This window comes from Stenotrophomonas sp. Marseille-Q4652 (genome assembly GCF_916618915.1).
Lineage (GTDB): Bacteria > Pseudomonadota > Gammaproteobacteria > Xanthomonadales > Xanthomonadaceae > Stenotrophomonas.
In genome coordinates this window covers 783,488-803,662 of sequence record NZ_CAKAKE010000001.1, presented here as the reverse complement: position 1 = coordinate 803,662, position 20,175 = coordinate 783,488, and the positions used below count along the sequence as shown (strand labels likewise).

At 67.2% G+C, this 20,175-nt stretch carries 20 protein-coding genes; 14 read left to right on the top strand and 6 right to left on the bottom strand.

What is annotated here, in order from left to right:
• Positions 1 to 9: 9 nt before the first annotated feature.
• The gene (locus LG380_RS03705) at positions 10 to 3,180 is read left to right on the top strand and encodes a multidrug efflux RND transporter permease subunit (protein WP_225763667.1); all 3,171 of its coding nucleotides are present in this window, start codon (positions 10 to 12) and stop codon (positions 3,178 to 3,180) included.
• 93 nt (positions 3,181 to 3,273) lie between these two features.
• On the opposite strand, the gene LG380_RS03700 is transcribed toward LG380_RS03705, so the two are convergent.
• Positions 3,274 to 4,422 (bottom strand): acyl-CoA dehydrogenase family protein, encoded by a 1,149-nt coding sequence (locus tag LG380_RS03700; protein WP_225763666.1) that lies wholly within the window; start codon positions 4,420 to 4,422, stop codon positions 3,274 to 3,276.
• 131 nt (positions 4,423 to 4,553) lie between these two features.
• Between LG380_RS03700 and LG380_RS03695 the strand changes: the two genes are divergently transcribed.
• Genes LG380_RS03695 through LG380_RS03675 form a run of 5 tightly spaced genes read left to right on the top strand, consistent with a single transcriptional unit; the run spans position 4,554 to position 10,931 of the window.
• Positions 4,554 to 5,483: a metalloregulator ArsR/SmtB family transcription factor gene (locus LG380_RS03695; protein WP_225763665.1), complete on the top strand. Its 930-nt coding sequence runs from the start codon at positions 4,554 to 4,556 to the stop codon at positions 5,481 to 5,483.
• A 4-nt stretch (positions 5,484 to 5,487) separates the two neighbouring features.
• A complete protein-coding gene (locus LG380_RS03690; RefSeq protein ID WP_225763664.1) occupies positions 5,488 to 6,582 on the top strand; it encodes a homocysteine S-methyltransferase family protein in 1,095 nt (364 codons plus the stop codon).
• Positions 6,579 to 9,263: a methionine synthase gene (gene metH / locus LG380_RS03685; protein WP_225763663.1), complete on the top strand. Its 2,685-nt coding sequence runs from the start codon at positions 6,579 to 6,581 to the stop codon at positions 9,261 to 9,263. The genes LG380_RS03690 and metH overlap by 4 nt, the downstream gene beginning before the upstream one ends.
• Before the next feature lie 58 nt (positions 9,264 to 9,321).
• The gene (locus LG380_RS03680) at positions 9,322 to 9,702 is read left to right on the top strand and encodes a DUF6508 domain-containing protein (RefSeq protein WP_225763662.1); all 381 of its coding nucleotides are present in this window, start codon (positions 9,322 to 9,324) and stop codon (positions 9,700 to 9,702) included.
• A gap of 41 nt (positions 9,703 to 9,743) precedes the next feature.
• The gene (locus LG380_RS03675) at positions 9,744 to 10,931 is read left to right on the top strand and encodes an MFS transporter (RefSeq protein WP_225763661.1); all 1,188 of its coding nucleotides are present in this window, start codon (positions 9,744 to 9,746) and stop codon (positions 10,929 to 10,931) included.
• Between the two features lie 58 nt (positions 10,932 to 10,989).
• Here the strand turns inward: LG380_RS03675 and LG380_RS03670 are convergent, their stop codons facing one another.
• From LG380_RS03670 to LG380_RS03650, 5 genes are all read right to left on the bottom strand, one after another.
• Positions 10,990 to 11,625, bottom strand: coding sequence for a DUF2058 family protein (locus LG380_RS03670; RefSeq protein WP_225763660.1), 636 nt, complete (start codon positions 11,623 to 11,625; stop codon positions 10,990 to 10,992).
• 9 nt (positions 11,626 to 11,634) lie between these two features.
• A complete protein-coding gene (locus LG380_RS03665) occupies positions 11,635 to 11,874 on the bottom strand; it encodes a SlyX family protein (RefSeq protein ID WP_225763659.1) in 240 nt (79 codons plus the stop codon).
• Entirely contained in the window at positions 11,867 to 13,216 is a 1,350-nt protein-coding gene (locus tag LG380_RS03660; protein WP_225763658.1) for a UDP-glucose/GDP-mannose dehydrogenase family protein, read from the bottom strand. The genes LG380_RS03665 and LG380_RS03660 overlap by 8 nt, the downstream gene beginning before the upstream one ends.
• Before the next feature lie 22 nt (positions 13,217 to 13,238).
• The gene (locus tag LG380_RS03655) at positions 13,239 to 14,219 is read right to left on the bottom strand and encodes an FKBP-type peptidyl-prolyl cis-trans isomerase (RefSeq protein ID WP_225763657.1); all 981 of its coding nucleotides are present in this window, start codon (positions 14,217 to 14,219) and stop codon (positions 13,239 to 13,241) included.
• 86 nt (positions 14,220 to 14,305) lie between these two features.
• Positions 14,306 to 14,815, bottom strand: coding sequence for a glutathione peroxidase (locus tag LG380_RS03650; RefSeq protein ID WP_225766433.1), 510 nt, complete (start codon positions 14,813 to 14,815; stop codon positions 14,306 to 14,308).
• Between the two features lie 176 nt (positions 14,816 to 14,991).
• Here LG380_RS03650 and LG380_RS03645 point away from each other — a divergent pair, with 176 nt between their 5' ends.
• From LG380_RS03645 to LG380_RS03610, 8 genes are read left to right on the top strand one after another with little or no spacing between them, the layout of a single operon-like run.
• Positions 14,992 to 15,237, top strand: coding sequence for a hypothetical protein (locus tag LG380_RS03645; RefSeq protein WP_225763656.1), 246 nt, complete (start codon positions 14,992 to 14,994; stop codon positions 15,235 to 15,237).
• Positions 15,238 to 15,239: 2 nt separating this feature from the next.
• The gene (locus LG380_RS03640; RefSeq protein WP_225763655.1) at positions 15,240 to 15,602 is read left to right on the top strand and encodes a GntR family transcriptional regulator; all 363 of its coding nucleotides are present in this window, start codon (positions 15,240 to 15,242) and stop codon (positions 15,600 to 15,602) included.
• The gene (locus LG380_RS03635; RefSeq protein WP_225763654.1) at positions 15,599 to 16,468 is read left to right on the top strand and encodes an ABC transporter ATP-binding protein; all 870 of its coding nucleotides are present in this window, start codon (positions 15,599 to 15,601) and stop codon (positions 16,466 to 16,468) included. The genes LG380_RS03640 and LG380_RS03635 overlap by 4 nt, the downstream gene beginning before the upstream one ends.
• On the top strand, positions 16,465 to 17,472 hold the full coding sequence (locus LG380_RS03630) for a hypothetical protein (RefSeq protein WP_225763653.1): 1,008 nt from the start codon (positions 16,465 to 16,467) through the stop codon (positions 17,470 to 17,472). The genes LG380_RS03635 and LG380_RS03630 overlap by 4 nt, the downstream gene beginning before the upstream one ends.
• Before the next feature lie 35 nt (positions 17,473 to 17,507).
• Positions 17,508 to 18,329 carry a DUF4097 family beta strand repeat-containing protein gene (locus LG380_RS03625; RefSeq protein ID WP_225763652.1) on the top strand — a complete coding sequence of 274 codons (822 nt, stop codon included), beginning with the start codon at positions 17,508 to 17,510 and terminating at the stop codon, positions 18,327 to 18,329.
• Positions 18,330 to 18,370: 41 nt separating this feature from the next.
• Positions 18,371 to 19,024 (top strand): hypothetical protein, encoded by a 654-nt coding sequence (locus LG380_RS03620; protein ID WP_225763651.1) that lies wholly within the window; start codon positions 18,371 to 18,373, stop codon positions 19,022 to 19,024.
• A 25-nt stretch (positions 19,025 to 19,049) separates the two neighbouring features.
• Complete coding sequence (locus tag LG380_RS03615; RefSeq protein WP_225763650.1) at positions 19,050 to 19,661, top strand: DUF2884 family protein; 612 nt, start codon at positions 19,050 to 19,052, stop codon at positions 19,659 to 19,661.
• Positions 19,662 to 19,712: 51 nt separating this feature from the next.
• Positions 19,713 to 20,141 carry a hypothetical protein gene (locus tag LG380_RS03610; protein ID WP_225763649.1) on the top strand — a complete coding sequence of 143 codons (429 nt, stop codon included), beginning with the start codon at positions 19,713 to 19,715 and terminating at the stop codon, positions 20,139 to 20,141.
• Positions 20,142 to 20,175 lie beyond the last annotated feature (34 nt).

Below are 20,175 nucleotides of genomic sequence, written 5' to 3'. Positions count from 1 at the left end.
ACCGCACCAATGCCTAAATTCTTCATCGAACATCCCATCTTCGCGTGGGTGGTGGCGATCCTGATCTCGCTCTCCGGCGTGATCGCGATCCTCAACCTCGGCGTGGAGTCCTACCCCTCCATCGCCCCGCCGCAGGTGACGGTCAACGCCACCTACCCGGGCGCCAGCGCCGATACCACCGAGAAGTCGGTCACCCAGGTGATCGAGCAGCAGCTCACCGGTATCGACCACCTGCTGTATTTCAGCTCGTCGTCCTCGGCCAACGGCCTCTCCAGCATCACCCTGACCTTCGAGACCGGTACCGATCCGGACATCGCCCAGGTGCAGGTGCAGAACAAGGTGTCGCTGGCCACGCCGCGCCTGCCCTCCGAAGTGACCCAGCAGGGCGTGGTGGTGGCCAAGGCCAACGCCGGCTTCCTGATGGTGGTCGCGCTGCGCTCGGAAAATGGTTCGGTCAGCCGGGACGCGCTCAACGACATCGTCGGGTCGCGCGTGCTCGACCAGATCTCGCGCATCCCCGGCGTCGGCAGCACCCAGCAGTTCGGTTCCGAGTACGCCATGAACATCTGGCTCAACCCGGAGCGGATGCAGGGTTACGGCCTGTCCGCCAGCCAGGTGCTGGCCGCGGTGCGCGGCCAGAACGTGCAGTTCGCCGCCGGTTCACTGGGTTCGGACCCGGCCCCGGAAGGCCAGCTGTTCACCGCCACGGTCTCGGCCGAGGGTCGCTTCAGCACCCCGGAAGAGTTCGAGAACATCATCCTGCGCTCCAACGCCGATGGCTCGCGCGTGCTGCTCAAGGACGTGGCGCGCGTGGCGTTCGGTGCCAACAACTACGGTTTCGACACCCAGTACAACGGCCGCCCGACCGGCGCCTTCGCCATCCAGCTGCTGCCGGGCGCCAATGCCCTGAACGTGGCCGAGGCGGTGCGCGCCAAGATGGACGAGCTGCAGCCCAGCTTCCCCGCCGGCGTGACCTGGTTCTCGCCGTATGACAGCACCACCTTCGTCAAGATCTCGATCCAGGAAGTGGTCAAGACGCTGTTCGAGGCCATGGTCCTGGTCTTCCTGGTGATGCTGATCTTCCTGCAGAACATCCGCGCCACCCTGATCCCGACCCTGGTCATCCCGGTAGCCCTGCTCGGTACCTTCCTGGGCATGTGGATGATCGGCTTCACGATCAACCAGCTGACCCTGTTCGCGATGGTGCTGGCAATCGGCATCGTGGTCGATGACGCGATCGTGGTGATCGAGAATGTCGAACGCATCATGAGCGAGGAAGGCTTGGCACCGAAGCCGGCCACGCAGAAGGCCATGGGCCAGATCACCGGCGCGGTGGTGGCCATCACCGTGGTGCTGGCCGCGGTGTTCATTCCCTCGGCCCTGCAGGGCGGCGCGGCCGGCGAGATCTACAAGCAGTTCGCGCTGACCATCGCCATCTCGATGGCGTTCTCCGCGTTCCTGGCGCTGGGCTTCACCCCGGCCCTGTGCGCGACCTTCCTCAAGCCGACCCATACCGGGAGCCAGAACGTCGTCTACCGCACGTTCAACAAGTACTACGACCGCATCAGCCACACCTATGTCGGCCACATCGGCTCGGCCATCCGCCATGCCCCGCGCTGGATGGTGATGTTCGTGGTGCTGGCGGCGCTGTGTGCATTCCTGTTCACCCGCATGCCGGGCAGCTTCCTGCCGGAAGAGGACCAGGGTTACGCACTGGCGATCGTGCAGCTGCCGCCGGGCTCGACCATAAGCCAGACCAATGCCGCGTTCGCGCAGATGCGCGGGATCCTGGAAAAGGACGACGCCTTCGAAGGCATGATGCAGGTGGCCGGCTTCAGCTTCGTCGGCTCCGGCGAGAACGTGGGCATGGGCTACATCCGGCTCAAGCCCTGGGAAGAACGCAAGGTCAGCGCGCCCGAGTTCATCCAGAAGATGAATGGTGCCTTCTACGGCATCAAGGAAGCGCAGATCTTCGTGGTCAACCTGCCGACCGTGCAGGGCCTGGGCCAGTTCGGTGGCTTCGACATGTGGCTGCAGGATCGTGCCGGTGCCGGCTACGCCGAGCTCACCCAGGCGCGCAACATCCTGCTGGGCAAGGCCGCGCAGGACACCGAGCGCCTGGCTGGCGTACGCCCGAACGGACTGGAAGACTCGCCGCAGCTGTCGCTGCACGTGGACCGCGTGCAGGCGCAGGCGATGGGGATGTCGGTTTCCGACGTGTACAGCACCATCCAGCTGATGCTGGCCCCGGTGTACGTCAACGACTTCTTCTACCAGGGCCGCATCAAGCGCGTGACCATGCAGGCCGACGCCCCGTACCGCACCGGCGAGGCCTCGCTGCGCAGCTTCTACAGCCCCTCGAGCATTGCCAGCAACAGCGATGGCACCAACGTGATGATCCCGCTGACCTCGGTGGTCAAGTCGGACTGGATCACCGCCCCGCCCTCGCTCAACCGCTACAACGGCTACTCGGCGGTCAACATCGTCGGCTCGCAGGCGCCGGGCAAGAGCTCGGGCGAAGCGATGCAGGCGATGGAGGAGATCGTGACCAACGACCTGCCGGCCGGCTTCGGCTACGACTGGTCGGGCATGTCCTACCAGGAAATCCTGGCCGGCAACGCCGCCACGCTGCTGCTGGTGCTGTCCATCGTGGTCGTGTTCCTGTGCTTGGCCGCGCTGTATGAAAGCTGGTCGATCCCGGTCGCCGTGCTGCTGGTGGTGCCGCTGGGCCTGCTTGGCGCGCTCAGCCTGTCGCTGCTGCGCGGCCTGCCCAACGACCTGTACTTCAAGATCGGCCTGATCACCGTAATCGGCCTGGCGGCCAAGAACGCGATCCTGATCGTGGAGTTCGCGGTGGAGCAGCGTGCACTGGGCAAGACCCTGCGCGATGCCACCATCGAGGCGGCCCGCCTGCGTTTCCGCCCGATCCTGATGACCTCGTTCGCGTTCATCATGGGGGTGGTGCCGATGGCGATCTCCACCGGTGCAGGTGCCAACGCCCGCCACGCGATCGGTACCGGCGTGATCGGCGGCATGCTGTTCGCCACGTTCCTGGGCCTGCTGATGATCCCGGTGTTCTTCGTGGTCGTGCGGCGCATGCTCGGCGACAAGATCGACGAGCCTTCGCGCGAGTACCTGGAACGCCACGAGATGCGTCCGGGCCACAACCAGGATCGCTGATCCGGCGGGACCGCAACAAAAAAGGCCCCGGCATTGCCGGGGCCTTTTCCTTTGGTGGAGCGCGATGCCCGGGAAACCGATCCGGGCCATGCTTCAGCGCACGCCGGTTTCGTTGCGTGCGATCACCAGGCGCTGGATCTCGCTGGTGCCTTCGTAGATCTCGGTGATCTTGGCATCGCGGAAGTAACGCTCCAGCGGCATTTCCTTGGAGTAACCCATGCCGCCATGGATCTGCACGGCCTGGTGGGAGATCCACATCGCCGCCTCGGACGCGGTGAGCTTGGCCACCGCCGCCTCGGTACTGAACGGCCTGCCCTGGTCCTTCAGCCACGCCGCACGCAGGGTCAGCATCAGCGCCGCGTCCAGCCTGCACTTCATGTCGGCGATCTTGGACTGGATCATCTGGAACGACCCGATCGGCGCGCCGAAGGCCTGGCGCTCACGCACGTAGGCCAGCGAGGCTTCGTACGCGGCGCGGGCAATGCCGATCGCCTGCGAGGCAATGCCGATGCGGCCGGCATCGAGCACGCTCATTGCAATCCGGAAGCCCTCGCCATGCGCGCCCAGCACCTCGTCCGGTGCCACGACGAAGTCGGTGAACTCGATCTCGCAGGTGGCCGAGGCGCGGATGCCCAGCTTGGGTTCGGCCTTGCCACGGTGGAAGCCGGGTTTGTCGGTATCGATGACCAGCGCAGTGATACCGCGCGATCCCTTCTCCGGCTCGCTCATCGCAAACAGCACGATGTACCTGGCGACCGGGCCGGAGGTGATCCAGCTCTTCTTGCCGTTGACCACATAGCTGCCATCGGCCTGGCGGATGGCACGGCAACGCATGGCGGTGGCGTCGGACCCGGACTGCGGCTCGGTCAGCGCGAACGCGCCAATGGCCTGGCCGCTGGCAATCGCACCGACATAGCGCTGCTTCTGCTCCTCGGTGCCGTAGCGCAGGATGCTGTTGCACACCAGCGAGTTGTTGACCGACACGATGGTGGCATGGGCGGCATCGGCCGCGGCGATCTCGACGATGGCCAGCACCGAAGCGACCGTATCCATGCCGGCGCCGCCGTATTCGCCGGGCACTTGGATGCCCATCAGGCCGTTCTCGCCCAGCAGGCGGATGTTCTCCAGCGGATACTCGCCGGTGTGGTCATGATGCTCGGCACTGGGCGCGATCCTTTCCTGCGCGATGCGCCGCGCCACGTCCTGCAACACCAACTGCTCTTCGGTATAGCTGAAATCCACGAAACCCCTCCCGGGCTGATGAAGTTACGATTGTAACCATCCAGCCTCGAGTGCAGCCGTCGGGGCTTTCCTGCTTGCCATCCATGACGCGAGCACGGAAAATATCGCTATATCGCGATAAGTGGATATTTATGGATCTCGAGGATTGGTCAATCCGGCTGAAGGTATTTGCCGACTCCACCCGCGTGCGCCTGCTGGCGCTGCTTGAACAGGAAGAACTCACCGTGGCCGAGCTGTCGGCCGTGACCACGCTGGCCCAGCCGCGCGTGTCGACCCATCTGGCCAAGCTCAAGGAAGCCGGGCTGGTGCGCGACCGCCGCGCCGGCGTTTCGGCCTACTACCGGTTCGACGAGGCTGCGCTGGATCACGCGCAGCGCGCATTGTGGCATGCGCTGAGCACCGGAAGCGACGACCCGCTGCTGCGCCAGGACGCCGAACGCCTGCCATCGGTGCTGGCCATGCGCGCGGCCGACCAGAACTGGGCCGACACCGTGGCCGGCGACATGGAGCGCCACTACTCGCCCGGCCGCACCTGGGAAGCACTGGCACGCAGCGCCCTGCCGCTGCTGGAGACCGGCGATGTGCTGGACATCGCCTCCGGCGATGGCGTGCTGGCCGAACTGCTGGCCCCACACGCGAAGAAGTACGTCTGCATCGATACCAGCGCCCGCGTGGTGGCCGCGGCCAGCGAGCGCCTGCGCCGGCTGGCCAACGTCAGCGTGCGCGAGGGTGACATGCACGCCCTGCCCTTCGAGGACCGCAGCTTCGACCTGGTGGTGCTGATGCATGCACTCACCTATGCCAGCAAGCCGGCGCAGGCGGTGGCCGAAGGCGCACGCGTGCTGCGCAAGGGCGGCCGGCTGATGCTCACCAGCCTGGCCCGGCACGAGCACCGCGCGGCCGTCGAGGCCTATGGCCACGTCAACCTCGGCTTCACCGACAAGGAGCTGCGCCGCTTCGTGGAGAAGGCCGGGCTGACCATCTCCAGCCTGGAAACCGTGACGCGGGAGAAGCGTCCGCCGCACTTCGAGGTGATCTCGTTGATCGCCCACAAGGCCTGAGGTCATGCCGCATCCGCTGCCCTGGCTGCATCCCGAACGCGTCGCCCTGCTCGAGCGCGCCCTGCGCGAACGCATCCTGGTCATCGACGGGGCGATGGGCACGATGATCCAGCGCCACCAGCTGGAGGAGGCCGACTACCGCGGCGAGCGCTTCGCCGACGGCTACGACCAGCAGCACCATCCGGCGCACGACGGCCACGGTCCGCAATGCGGCCACGACCTCAAGGGCAACAACGACCTGCTGCTGCTGACCCGGCCGAAGGTCATCGAGGGCATCCACCGCGCCTACCTGGAGGCTGGCGCCGACCTGGTCGAGACCAACACCTTCAACGCCACCTCGGTCAGCCAGGCCGACTACCACCTCGAGCACCTGGTCCATGAGTTGAACAGGGCCGGCGCCGCGCTGGCGCGCAAGGCCTGCGACGAGGTGGAGAAGGCCACGGGCCAGCCGCGCTTCGTGATCGGCGTGCTCGGCCCGACCAGCCGCACTGCATCGATCAGTCCGGACGTCAACGATCCCGGCTTCCGCAACACCAGCTTCGACGAACTGCGCGGCACCTACCGCGAAGCCGTGGAAGGACTCATCGACGGTGGCGCCGACACGATCATGGTCGAGACCATCTTCGACACGCTGAATGCCAAGGCCGCGCTGTTCGCAGTGGAGGAAGTGTTCGAGGCCCGCGGCGCGCGGCTGCCGGTGATGATCTCCGGCACCATCACCGACGCCTCCGGCCGAACCCTGTCCGGGCAGACCGCCGAGGCCTTCCACACCTCGCTCGCCCATGCGCGGCCGCTGTCGATCGGTTTGAACTGCGCGCTGGGCGCACGCGAGCTGCGTCCGCACGTGGAGGCGCTGGCCCAGGTCTCGCCGTACTACGTCAGCGCGCATCCCAATGCCGGCCTGCCCAATGCCTTCGGCGGCTACGACGAGACGCCGGAGGAGATGGCCGCCACCCTGCGCGAATTCGCGCAGGCCGGTCTGCTCAACCTGGTCGGTGGATGCTGTGGCACCACGCCGGACCACATCCGCGCCATCGCCGAGGCCGTGCGTGGACTGCCGCCACGCATTCCCGCCGGCGCGCTGGAGCAGGCCGCATGAGCACCGCTCCCCGCCATACCCGGCTGTCCGGCCTGGAGCCACTGGTCATCACCCCGGAGCTGCTGTTCGTCAACATCGGCGAGCGCACCAACGTCACCGGCAGCGCGCAGTTCCGCAAGCTGATCAAGGAGGATCGCTACGCCGAGGCGGTGGACGTCGCGCGCCAGCAGGTGGACAACGGCGCGCAGATCCTCGACGTGAACATGGACGAGGGCCTGATCGACTCGGAGAAGGCGATGACCAGGTTCCTCAACCTGATCGCCGCCGAGCCGGACATCGCCCGCATCCCGGTGATGGTCGACAGCTCGAAGTGGAGCGTGATCGAGGCCGGGCTGAAGTGCCTGCAGGGCAAGGGCGTGGTCAATTCGATCTCGCTCAAGGAAGGCGAGGAAGTCTTCGTCGAGCACGCCCGCAAGGTGCTGCGCTACGGCGCGGCGGTGGTGGTGATGGCCTTCGACGAGCAGGGCCAGGCCGACACCTGCGCGCGCAAGGTGGGGATCTGCACCCGCGCCTACCGCATCCTGGTGGACGAGGTCGGGTTCCCGCCCGAGGACATCATCTTCGATCCCAACATCTTCGCCATCGCCACCGGCATCGAGGAGCACGACAACTACGCGGTGGACTTCATCGAGGCCACCCGCGTCATCCGCCAGACCCTGCCGCACTGCCACGTGTCCGGCGGCGTGTCCAACGTGTCGTTCTCCTTCCGCGGCAACGAGACCGTGCGCGGCGCGATCCACTCGGTATTCCTGTACCACGCCATCCGCGCCGGCATGGACATGGGCATCGTCAACGCCGGCGCGCTGCCGGTGTACGACGACCTGGACCCGGAACTGCGCGAGCGCGTGGAGGACGTGGTCCTCAACCGCCGCCGCGACGCCACCGAGCGCCTGCTGGAGATCGCCGAGCGCTACAAGGGGAAGAAAGGCGAGAAGAAGGTCGAGGACCTGGCCTGGCGGCAGAAGCCGGTGCGCGAGCGTCTGGCCCACGCGCTGGTCCATGGCATCGACGCCTTCGTCGAAGAGGATACCGAGGAGGCACGCCAGCAGGCCGCGCGCCCGCTGGACGTGATCGAGGGCCCACTGATGGACGGCATGAACGTCGTCGGCGACCTGTTCGGCGCCGGCAAGATGTTTCTGCCCCAGGTGGTCAAGTCCGCGCGGGTGATGAAGAAGGCCGTGGCCTACCTGCTGCCCTACATCGAGGCCGAGAAGCTGCGCACCGGCGACGCCGGCAGGAACAACGGCCGCATCGTCATGGCCACGGTCAAGGGCGACGTGCACGACATCGGCAAGAACATCGTCGGCGTGGTCTTGGCCTGCAACAACTTCGAGGTCATCGACCTGGGGGTGATGGTGCCGGCGCAGAAGATCCTGGACGCCGCGCGTGAGCACCAGGCCGACCTGGTCGGCCTCTCCGGCCTGATCACGCCCTCCTTGGAGGAGATGAGCCACGTGGCGCGCGAACTGCAGCGCCAGGGCTTCACCACCCCGCTGATGATCGGCGGCGCCACCACCTCGCGTGCGCACACCGCGCTGAAGATCGATCCGCACTACAAGGCCCCGGTGGTCTGGGTGAAGGACGCCTCGCGCGCGGTCGGCGTGGCCCAGTCGCTGATCTCGCCGGAGCTGCGCGCCCCGTTCGTGGCCGCCAACGAGGCCGACTACGCCGAGATCCGCGCCCGCCATGCCAACCGCGGCGATGCCAAGCGCCTGGTGTCGCTGGAGAAGGCGCGAGCCCAACGCTTCGACGGCGGCTGGGAAGGCTACGTGCCGCTGGTGCCGAACCAGCCCGGCGTGCATGGCTTCGAGTGGCCGCTGGAAGACCTGTTGCCGGTGATCGACTGGACCCCGTTCTTCCAGGCCTGGGAACTGGCCGGCAAGTACCCGGCGATCCTGCAGGACCTGGTGGTCGGCAAGCAGGCCAGCGAACTGTTCAGCGACGCCCAGGCGATGCTCGAGCGCATCGTCGCGGAGAAGTGGCTGACCGCCCGCGCGGTCTACGGCATCTGGCCAGCCGCCAGCCACGGCGACGACGTGGTGCTGCAGCACGCCGACGGCCCGGCCACCCTGCACTTCCTGCGCCAGCAGGTGGACAAGCCGGCCGACCGCCCGGACTTCTGCCTGGCCGACTTCGTCGCACCGCACGACAGCGGGGTGCAGGACTGGATCGGTGCCTTCGCGGTCACCGCCGGCATCGGCATCGACGAGCACGTCGCCCGCTTCGAGGCCGCGCACGACGACTACAACGCGATCCTGCTCAAGTCCCTGGCCGACCGCCTGGCCGAGGCCCTGGCCGAGCGCCTGCACCAGCACGTGCGCATGGAGTTCTGGGGTTACGCGGCCGACGAGGCGCTGGACAACGAGGCCCTGATCGCCGAGCAGTACCGCGGCATCCGTCCTGCCCCCGGCTATCCGGCCTGCCCGGACCACAGCGAGAAGGCCACCCTGTTCCGTCTGCTGGATGCCCCCGCCCGGACCGGCATGTCGCTGACCGAGAGCTTCGCCATGCTGCCGACCGCGGCGGTGTCGGGCTACTACTTCAGCCATCCGCGCAGCCAGTACTTCGTGGTCGGCCGCGTCGGCAAGGACCAGGTCGCCGACTACGCCCGCCGCAAGGGCGTCGACAAGGCGCAGGTCGAGCGCTGGCTCGCCTCCAACCTGGACTACGACCCGGAATGACATTGACCACGCGCGGCAGCGAGCACCTACGGCGCGCCTCCAACTGGACCCTGACCGGATGACCCGCCGCAGCCCTGGGCAACTGCCAGACGACCGCGCCATCGCGCACCTGCTCGCACTCGGCCACGCGGCCCTGGGCGTGGCCGAGCCTGTGCGCTGGAGGAACTCCTGGCCCAGCTATGTGCCCGAGGTGGACGCCTTCTTCCGCGAGGCAGCGCAAGCGCCGTGGTCCCGGCCCGATTACGACCCGGTGCAGTGCGGGCGGCTGATCGACGATCCGGCTACCATGGCCGGCGCCGATCTGGACCAGCTGTGCCAGCTGCTGACCTGGATGGAGCGCGGCGAGCGCTTCTGCGATGGCCACCGGGCTTCGCTGATCGGCGATGGCCACCTGCAGCGCTGGCTGCAACGGCTGGACGAACTGGCACGCCAGGGCTGATCCCTTCCCTCCAACGGCGCTGCGGCGCCACCGAGCTGTCGATGTCCCCCGCAACTCCCACCGTGCCTGTCGCACGGCTGTCCAGCTTCTACCTGGTCTACTACGCCGCGCTGGGCGCCTTCACCCCATACTGGAGCCTGTTCCTGGCTTCGCGCGGGATGAGCGTGACCGCCATCAGCGTGATGATGAGCCTGTGGTATGCCACGCGCGTGGTCGCCCCCAGCATCTGGACCTCGGCCGCGGCGCGCTCGTCCAACCCGATACGCTGGCTGCGCGCAGGCTGCATCCTGACCCTGCTGACCTTCGCGGCGTTCCTGCTGCCGCTGGAGCATGGGTGGCTGTATCCGGCGATGGTGGCGTTCTGCTTCTTCTACAACGCGGTGATGCCGCAGTTCGAGTCGATCACCCTCACCCACCTGGGTGGTGACAGCCATCGCTACGGACTGATCCGGGTCTGGGGCTCGTTCGGCTTCATTGCCGTGGTCTCGCTGTTCGGCTGGCTGATCGAACACCACGGCGCCGGCCGCCTGCCGTGGCTGATGCTGCCGCTGTTCGCGCTGCTGGTCGCCTCGGGCTTTGCCAACCACTATGCACGCAACATCCCGGTACGCAGCGCCGATGCCGAGGGCTTCTGGCAGATCGTGCGGCGCCCGGCGGTGCTGGCGTTCTTCATCGCCGCCTTCCTCGAGCAGCTGTCATTCGGCCCGTACTACACGTTCTTCTCGGTCTACATGGACCAGCACGGCTACGCGACGTCCACGCTGGGCCTGATGTGGACGGTGGGCGTGGTGTTCGAGGTCGCGGTGTTCTTCACCATCTCGCGCTTCTTCCGCCGCTGGGATGCGAGCTGGCTGCTGATCCTGTCGATGGGCAGCGCCGCGTTGCGCTGGTGGGCCACCGCGCTGTGGCCGGAGAACCTGGCGGTGATGCTCATCGCGCAGAGTACCCACTGCCTGGGCTTTGCCGCGTTCTTCGCCTCGGCGATGCAACTGCTGGCCGGCTACTTCCCCGGCCGCCTCAATGGCCATGGCCAGGGGCTGTTCTACGGCTTCTCGTCTGGCCTGGGCGGCGTGCTCGGTGCGCTGATCGCCGGCCAGCTGTGGCCGCTGGGCAACGGCCAGGTCGCCTTCCTCGTGGCCGGTGGCTTCGCCTTGGTGGGCACGCTGATCGCCTGGCGCTGGATCCCGCCACGCAAGCCGCCTGCCGGCCTGATCCACGACAGTCAATAAAGCAAAGGGCCGGAAAAACCGGCCCTTTGCATATCACATCGATGGCGCGATGCGCCGCTTACCAGACCAGGTCGTCCGGTACCTGGTACCTGGGATCGGCGTAGGGATCGTCGCCGGCCGGCGCATCGGGATCGACCTTCAGCGCCACGGCCGGGGCAAAGATCGCCTCGGCCTCGGCCAGCACCTGGGCCGTCACCAGCAGGTAGCGGCCATTGAGCTGGACCACGCCCAGCTCGCCGGCATTGAGCGCCTTGAGCTGGTCGGCATTGACGTAGATGCGCTTGATCTTGCCGCCGTACTGGAAGTGGCGCGCGATCTCGGCCGCCTCGTCGTTGAGCGCCTTGTCCTTGAGCATCTCCTCCAGCCTGGCCTTGGCCTCGCGGCGCAGCCGGGCCTCTTCCTGCTTCTGGCGCTCGGCCTCGATGCGCTCTTCCTTCTCGCGCTGGGCGCGGATGGCATAGGCCTTGGCCAGGTCGATCTCTTCCTGGGTGCGCGGCTTGCCGCCCTGCGGACGGCCCTGGCCGCCACGCTGCGGGGCCTTGCCGTCGCGACGGGCGTCGCCCGGCTTGCCCTGGGAACGGCCGGCAGGCTTCTGCCCCGGCTTGTGGTCACGGCGCTGGTCGGGCTTGCGGTCCGGCTTGGGCGCAGCCTTGAAGCCCAGCCCAAGCAGCTGGTCGCGGAGGGTATCGCTCATAGGGATTCGTCAGTAATGCGGGGGCGGCGGTTCGTCGCCCGAGTCGGAATACAGCGCGCTGCGGACCTTGCCCAGATCCTCCAGCAGCACGCGCAGCAGGTCGGCGTTACGCGAACCTTCCATCCGCGCATCGGCCAGGGCTTCACTCAGCTCGGCCAGCGCCTGTTCCTGGAAGGAAACACGCATCTCAAGTTCGACCAGACGCTCTTCCAGCGCCTGGTCGCGGGGTGTGGGGGGTGTGTCATGCATGGAGGGAACGTCCGCGGCCAATGCCGTAGTAAGCGATCCCGGCCGATTCCAGCTCGCCGGGGTCATAGAGGTTGCGCCCGTCGAAGACGACCGCATCGCGCAGCACGTGGCGCAGGTGCTCGACATCCGGGCTGCGGAACTGCTTCCACTCGGTCAGCACCACCAGCGCGTCGGCGCCTTCCAGCGCCTCGCTGGCCGACTCGCACAGCACCAGACCGTCGCGCTCGCCCAGGAGCCGGCGGGCTTCGCCGCTGGCTTCCGGATCAAACGCGCGCACCCTGGCACCGGCCTCCAGCAGTTGCGGAACCAGGCGCAGGCTCGGCGCCTCGCGCATGTCATCGGTATTGGGCTTGAACGACAGGCCCCACACCGCGAAGGTGCGGCCGTTGACGCCTTCGTCCTCGCCCCGGTCGTAGTGGGACTGGATCAACTCGAACAGATGGCCCTTCTGCGCCTCGTTCACCGCATCCACCGCTTCGAGCAGGTGCGGCTCCACGCCATGCTGCTGCGCGGTGTGGCTCAGCGCACGCACGTCCTTGGGGAAGCACGACCCACCGTAACCGGCACCGGGATAGATGAAGTCCCAGCCGATGCGCGGGTCCGAACCAATGCCCTGGCGGACCTGCTCGACATCGGCACCGACCTTCTCGGCGATGCGCGCGATCTCGTTCATGAAACTGATCTTGGTCGCGAGCATGGCGTTGGCGGCGTACTTGGTCAGCTCGGCCGAGCGCACGTCCATCTCCACCACGCGGTCGCGGTTGCGGTTGAACGGCGCATACAGGCGCCGCATCACTGCCAGCGCCCGCGGCTCGCTGCCGCCGAGCACGATGCGTGCCGGCCGCATGCAGTCGGCAATGGCATCGCCTTCCTTGAGGAACTCCGGGTTGGAGACCACGTGGAAGTCCAGCTCGAGGCCGCGCGCGCGCAGTTCACCTGCGATGACCTCGCGGACCCGGTCGGCGGTGCCGACCGGCACCGTCGACTTGTTCACGACCACCGCCGGCCGCGTCAGGTTGCGGCCGATGGTGCGTGCAACTTCCAGCACGTAGCGCAGGTCGGCACTGCCGTCCTCGCCGGACGGCGTGCCCACGGCGATGAAGACCACCAGGCCGTGGGCGATCGCGCTGGCGGCATCGCTGGTGAAGGCCAGCCGCGACGCGGCATGGTTGGCCCTCACCATCGGTTCGAGTCCCGGCTCGTAGATTGGGACCCGACCCTGGTTGAGACCATCGATGCGGGCCTGGTCGGTATCGACGCAGACCACGTGGTGGCCGACCTCGGCCAGACAGGTGCCGGTCACCAGGCCGACATAACCAGTTCCGAAGATCGCGATGCGCATGCTGGCCTTGCCTGGCTGGGGATTACGGAACGATGCCCAGCAGCTCGACGTCGAAGGTCAGGGTCGCGTTCGGGCCGATCGGGCCACCCGGGGTGCCCTGCTCGCCGTAAGCCAGCTCGCCCGGAATCCAGAAGCGGTACTTGGAACCGACCGGCATCAGCGACACGCCCTCGGTCCAGCCCTTGATCACCTGGTTCAGGCCGAACTCGATCGGCTCGCCACGCTTGTACGAGCTGTCGAACACGGTGCCGTCCAGCAGCTTGCCTTCGTAGTTCACGCGCACCTTGCTGGTCGGCAGCGGACGCTCGCCGTTGCCGGCGCGCAGCACCTGGTACTGCAGGCCCGAGGCGGTGGTCACCACGCCCGGCTGGGTCTTGTTCTTGGCCAGGAAGGCATTGCCTTCGGTGCGGTTGGTGCCGGCCTGGGCAGCGGCCTTGGCCTGCATCTCGGCTTCCTTGGCCTGGCTGAAGGACTGCAGCGCGGCCTGGGCCTGCTCGCGTGTCATCAGCGGGGTGCCCTTGGCGAACACGGTCTCGATGGCCTGGAACAGCGAAGCCAGGTCCAGGTCCTCGCGCAGCGGAGCCAGCGACGGGCCGACGGCGTAGCTGCCGAGCATCAGGCCGACCTTCTCGCGATCAACCGCCGGCGGCTGGCTGCCCGGGGCCATGCCCGGCACCTGCTGGCCGGAACGGACCATCATCAGGGTGCGCAGCGCCTGGTCGGTACGCTGGGCCTCTTCCTGCGACAGCAGCGGCTGGCCACCGGCGAAGGCGTTTTCCACGCCGCGGCGCAGTGCGGCCACATCGACTTCAGAAGCGATGGGCTCGAACGAACTGGCCACATCGATGCCGATGGCGTAGCCGATTTTTTCACGATCCGAGGTCAAAACAGTTTTCTCCTTGGCGGCCGCCGGTGCGGCCGATTGTTGCGACATCGCGGCATACGGAACCGCCATCGCCAGAACCAGAAGCGACGCCGCGGCGCCGCGCATTCCCATCTTCATTCGCTGCTTTTCCTGAGAAGTGAACAGGCGCCGCCGTCGGCGCAAGGGCCGCCATTGTCGCACGCGCACCAGAGTTGTCGAGGCGGTCAGGAGCGCGGTGCCGGCCGCGCCAGTTCACGCTCGATGGCCTGCACAAGCTGCGGATCGTCGGGCTTGACCTTGCTCGGGAACTGGCCGACGACCTTGCCCTCGCGCGAGACCAGGTACTTGTGGAAGTTCCAGCCCGGGGCCACGCCGGTGGCGCGGGTCAGCCGCTGGTACAGTGGCGTGGCGTCCTCGCCGGTGACCTGCACCTTCTCGAACATCGGGAATTTCACCCCGTAGGTCAGCGTGCAGAACTCCTGGATCTGTTCCTCGCTGCCCGGCTCCTGCCCGCGAAAGTCGTTGGACGGGAATCCCAGCACGCTGAATCCGCGCGCGGAGTACTTCTGCTGCAGGGTTTCCAGCCCTTCGTACTGCGGGGTGTACCCGCATTTGCTGGCGGTATTGACCACCAGAACGACCTTCCCGCCGTACTCGCGGTTCAGGTTCACCTTCTCCTTCTTCGCCAGCGCCCGGTATTCGAGATCCAGCAGACCCTCCTGGGCAGCGGCCATCGAAGGCGAGAGCGCCACCACAAAACAAAGTGCAATCAATGATTTGAAGATTTTCATCCGGCGCTCCGTGGCATGGGTCGAGGAATTTTCAGGAAATCATTGGCCAGGGTGTTGACCTTCGGCGCGGCGGTGTTATAGTTAGATACAACACCACCCACCCTACACAGGGGACCGTCATGAGCAAGATGCTCCGCCGACACTCCCATCTGGCCCTGTTTGCCGCCGGCGCCCTGCTGTTCGCCGGCAGTCCCGGTGCCCAGCGCAGCCCCGTGCCCAGTGGTGATTATGGACCGATCAATGTCGACCAGGAGGTCGCCACCGAGCCGGCCAGCAGCCGGTCCCGCGCCGCCCAGCGGCGGGTGCGTGCCAGCCTGACCATGCCTTACTTCTCATTCGCCCAGGCGCTGAATTCACGGAGCTGACCATGAGCGATATCCAGTGGAGCGATGGTGCTCCGATCTACCGCCAGCTGAAGGATCGCGTGATCGCGATGATGCTGGACGGAATCATCAAACCGGGCGATGCCCTGCCCTCCGTCCGCCAGGTTGCAGCCGAGTACCAGCTCAACCCCATCACCGTCTCGCGCGCCTACCAGGAACTGGCCGACGACGACCTGGTGGAAAAGCGGCGCGGGCTGGGCATGTTCATGACCGAGGAAGCAGCCAGGAAGCTGCGGGGCAACGAGCGCGAGCGCTTCCTCAAGGACGAATGGCCAGCGGTTCTGGAGCGCATCCAGCGACTGGGCCTGACATTGGAAGATTTGCTGTCATCGGGGGACAAGCCATGAATGCCGTAGCACCCGTCGTTACCGTCCGAGGCCTGCGCAAGGCCTACAAGCGCACCGTCGCGCTGGACAACACCAGCTTCACCATCCAGCCCGGGCGCATCGTCGGCCTGATCGGCCCCAACGGCGCCGGCAAGACCACCGCGCTCAAGGCGCTGCTGGGCCTGGCCTCGTGCGAGGGCGAGCTGCAGGTGCTCGGCCGCGATCCGCGCACCCAGCGCGACGAGCTGATGAACGACATCTGCTTCATCGCCGACGTCGCGGTGCTGCCGCGCTGGCTGCGGGTCAAGGAAGCCATCGACTTCGTCGCCGGCGTACATCCGCGCTTTGACCGCGCCCGCTGCGAGCGCTTTCTGGCCAGCACCAAGCTGCAGCCCAAGCAGCGCGTGCGCGAACTGTCCAAGGGCATGATCGTGCAGCTGCACCTGGCACTGGTGATGGCCATCGACGCCAAGGTGCTGGTGCTGGACGAGCCCACGCTCGGCCTGGACATCCTCTACCGCAAGGAGTTCTACCAGCGCCTGCTGGAGGATTACTTCGACGACGAGAAGACCATCATCGTCACCACCCACCAGGTCGAGGAAATCGAACACATCCTCACCGACGTGCTGTTCATCCGCGACGGGCGGATCGTGCTCGACACCGACATGGAAAGCGTGGGCGAGCGCTACACCGAACTGCTGGCCTCGGCCGGCAGCGTCGAGCAGGCCCGCGCGCTGGGCCCGATCGACGAGCGCTCCCTGCCCTTCGGCAAGACCGTGATGCTGTTTGACGGCGTGCCGCGGGACCAGCTCGAAGCACTCGGTGAAATCCGCAGCCCCGGCCTTGCCGACCTGTTCGTCGCCATCATGAAAGGGACCTACGCATGAATGCCGTCCACCACCCCATCAGCAAGGCCAGCTCGTTCAAGTGGCTGCTCAAGCGTGAGTTCTGGGAGAACCGCGGTGGCTTCCTGTGGGCACCGCTGGTTGCCGGCGCGATCTCGCTGCTGCTCACCGCATTTGCGATCGGTGCCGGCCTCATGGCCATACGCAAGGCCGCGGCCAACCAGGAGTTCGAGATCGACGGCTTCTCCGTCAACGGCATGGACCTGGGCCTGCTGGTCAGGGAAATGACCCCCGAGCGCGCTGCCGAACTGGCCCGCGCCCTGGACATGACCCTGTTCCTCAGCGGCACCTGGCCGTTCCTGGTGCTGGCGTTCGTGGCCTTCTTCTACTGCCTGGGCGCCCTGTACGACGAACGCCGCGACCGCAGCGTGCTGTTCTGGAAGTCGCTGCCGCTGTCCGATACCCAGACCGTGCTGTCCAAGGCTGTCAGCGCCCTGGTCATTGCCCCGCTGCTGGCCGTCATTGCCGCGATCCTGACCATGTTCGGCTTCCTGCTGATGATCAGCGTGGTGGTGCTGGCGCAAGGCGGCAATCCGGTCACCTTGGTGTGGGGCCCGGCCAGTCCGCTGCTGATCGCCGCCGGCCTGCTGTCGTGGATCCCGGTCTATGCGCTGTGGGCGCTGCCGACCGCCGGCTGGCTGCTGTTCTGCTCGGCCTGGGCACGCAGCAAGCCGTTCCTGTGGGCGGTGACGGTGCCGGTTTTCGCCGGGGTGATCGTTCACTGGTTCGACCTGATGCGCCTGTTCGGCCTGCCGGCCAGCTGGTTCTGGACCCACATCGTCGGTCGCCTGCTGCTGGGCACCTTCCCCGGCGCCGACCTGCCCTTCCGCGGCCGCTCCGCCTCGGTGCGCAGCGCCCTGCAGGACATTTCGCCGGTGAGCCAGCTGAACGCGCTGGCGATGCCGGAGCTGTGGATCGGCGTGGTGGTCGGCGTGGCCCTGCTGGTCGCCGCGGTCTACATGCGCCGCCATCGCGACGAAGCCTGATCGACGTCGACCCAACCTTTCGCAAAGGAAACACCATGCACGCCAAGACCGTTCTGCTCGCCCTGCTGCTGGCACCGGTGACTGCGCTGGCCGCACCGCACTGCAAGCACAGCGCCGAGCGCAAGCTCGACCTGGACCTGGCCGGGGTCAAGCGGGTGAAGTTCGAAGTCAACTCGCACGACCTGCGCCTGCGCGCCGCGCCCGGTGGCGGCGCGCTCGGCGGCCGCGCCTGTGCCTCGCACGAGAACCTGCTCGGAAACCTGGTCCTCACCCAGCAGAAGCAGGGCGACACACTGGTGGTCAGCCTGCGCAACGACAACAAGGGCGTGACCATCTCGCTGGGCGGCGTCTACACCAACCTGGAGATCAGCGGCACCGTGCCGGACGACATGCTGGTGCAGCTCAAGGTCGGTTCCGGTGACGCGACCATCAGCGGCGCGCAGTCGCTGAGCGCCGACGTCGGCTCCGGCGACGTGGAGGCCCGTGACATCAAGGGTGTGGTCACCGCCGCGGTGGGTTCGGGCGACCTGGAGCTGACCGGCATCGGCTCGCTCAACCTGCTGTCGCTGGGTTCTGGCGATGTCAGCGTCACCGGTGTGCGCGGCAACGCCGAGGTCGGCACCGTTGGCTCGGGCGACCTGGAACTGGAAGACGTGGGCGGCGACGTGAAGATCACCAGCCTGCGCTCCGGCGACATCGACCTGGTCGACGTACGCGGCAACGTCACCCTGGGCGCGCTCGGCTCGGGCGACCTGGACGTGCGTGACGTCGGCGGCGACCTGCAGGTGACCAGCCGCGGCAGTGGCTCGGTGCGGCATTCCGGCGTCGCCGGCAAGGTCTCGGGCGCCGGCCGCTGAGGCCCGGCATTCCCTCCATCACGAGAAAAAGGACGTTTCCCATGACCAGGTTCAATTCCTTTGTACTGGCGGCACTGCTGGCCCTGCCGCTGGCCGCCCAGGCCGGCAGCGAGCCGGAGAGCATCCGTGGCGAGATCAAGCGCGAGATGGCCAACAGCCGGGCCGAGGTCCGCGCCGAGCTGGCCAAGGCCCGCGCCGAGCTGGAGAGCGAGGACCTGTCGGTCGGCAACGGCATCAGCTTCGGCAAGCGTTCGGACAGCCGCCGTGATGCCGACCTGCCTGCGGCCCATATCACCCCGGCCGGTGCCTTCGTCGTCGACGGCAAGACCGTGCCAACCACGGCCGAACAGCGGCGCCTGCTGCTGGCCTACCGTCGCCAGGTGCTGGACGTGGCCAGGGCCGGTATCGACGTGGGCGAGAAGGCGGCGATGATGGCCCTGGATGTCACCGACACCTCGCTGTTCAGCCTGATTGCCGGCGCCATGACGGGCAGCCTGGAGCGCCGCATCGAGAAGGTGGTCAAGCAGGAACTGCAGCCGCTGGTCGCCACGATCTGCAGCCGCCTGCCAGCGGTGATGGCCTCCGAACAGGCGCTGGCCGGCAGCCTGCCGCAGTTCCAGCCCTACGCCCGCCTGGCCCAGGACGACCTCGACGATTGCGAGCGCGAGCTGCGCCGCGACCTGGCCCTGCGCTGACCTCCCTGCCCTCGAGGACCACACGATGAAACCGCACCTGTTCCTGCTGTCCGCCGCCCTGGGCCTGCCGCTGGCAGCCTGCGCCGATCGCTCCGCCGGCACCGACCCGGACGTCTCCGGCGTCGCCAGGACGGTGCGCAATGCCACCGACAAGGCCCGCGAGAAGATGGCCGAAAGCAACATCAAGATCTCCAGCGGCAAGGGCGCGCACGCCGAGATCACGCCCGCCGGCGACCTGATCATCGAGGGCAGGACCGTGGACGTGGACCGGGCCCAGCGTGAGTTGCTGCTGGCCTACCGCGGCCAGGTCATCGAGATGGCCCAGACCGGCATCGACATCGGCGTGCAGGGCGCCGATCTCGGCCTGAAGGCGGCGGGCGAGGCGCTCAAGGGCGTGTTCTCCGGCAACACCGACCAGATCGAGCAGAACATCAAGGCCGAGGCGAAGAAGATCGAGGAGCAGGCCCAACGCCTGTGTGACCAGCTGCCGGCCATGCGCCAGACCCAGCAGCAGCTTGCCGCCTCGCTGCCCGCGTTCGCCCCGTATGCAAGGATGGACGAGGACGACGTGGAAGAGTGCCGTGCCGATGCCAGGGTCAACCACGATGATCTGGCCACCGAGGCCGGCGCGCAGTGATCCCCGGCGGAGGGGCCTACAATAAGGCCCCCTCCCCGCATTGCCCTTCCCATGAAGAAGCTGTTGTTGGTAGTCCTGGCCCTGGCAAGCCTGCTGGTGGCCGCCTGCGGAGACCGCGAGGCCTATCGCACCCATCGCGCCGAACGCAGCAAGCCCAAGGTCGCCGTCGGCGAGAACTCGCTCATCATCCGCCGCGCGCCGTATCCGAACATCATGGTCCTGCCCGACGGTTCGATGAAGATCGACGAGATCGGGATCCCGATCAAGCAGCCGCAGCAGCGGATGCTGCAGGAGAGTTTCGTCAAACTGCAGATCCTGCGCCAGAACACCCTGGCAGCGCCGGACGCGGACCCGACCAGGCACTCGCTGCCGATCACGGTGCCTCCGGGCGTGGAGCCCTTCCCGGATGACCTGGTGCAGCAGATTCCAGAGTTCAAGGACTACACCGAGGCGCTGGACAACTATCGCGCCGAGCGCTGAGCCGCGGCTCTACCGTCCACAAAAACGCCCGGCC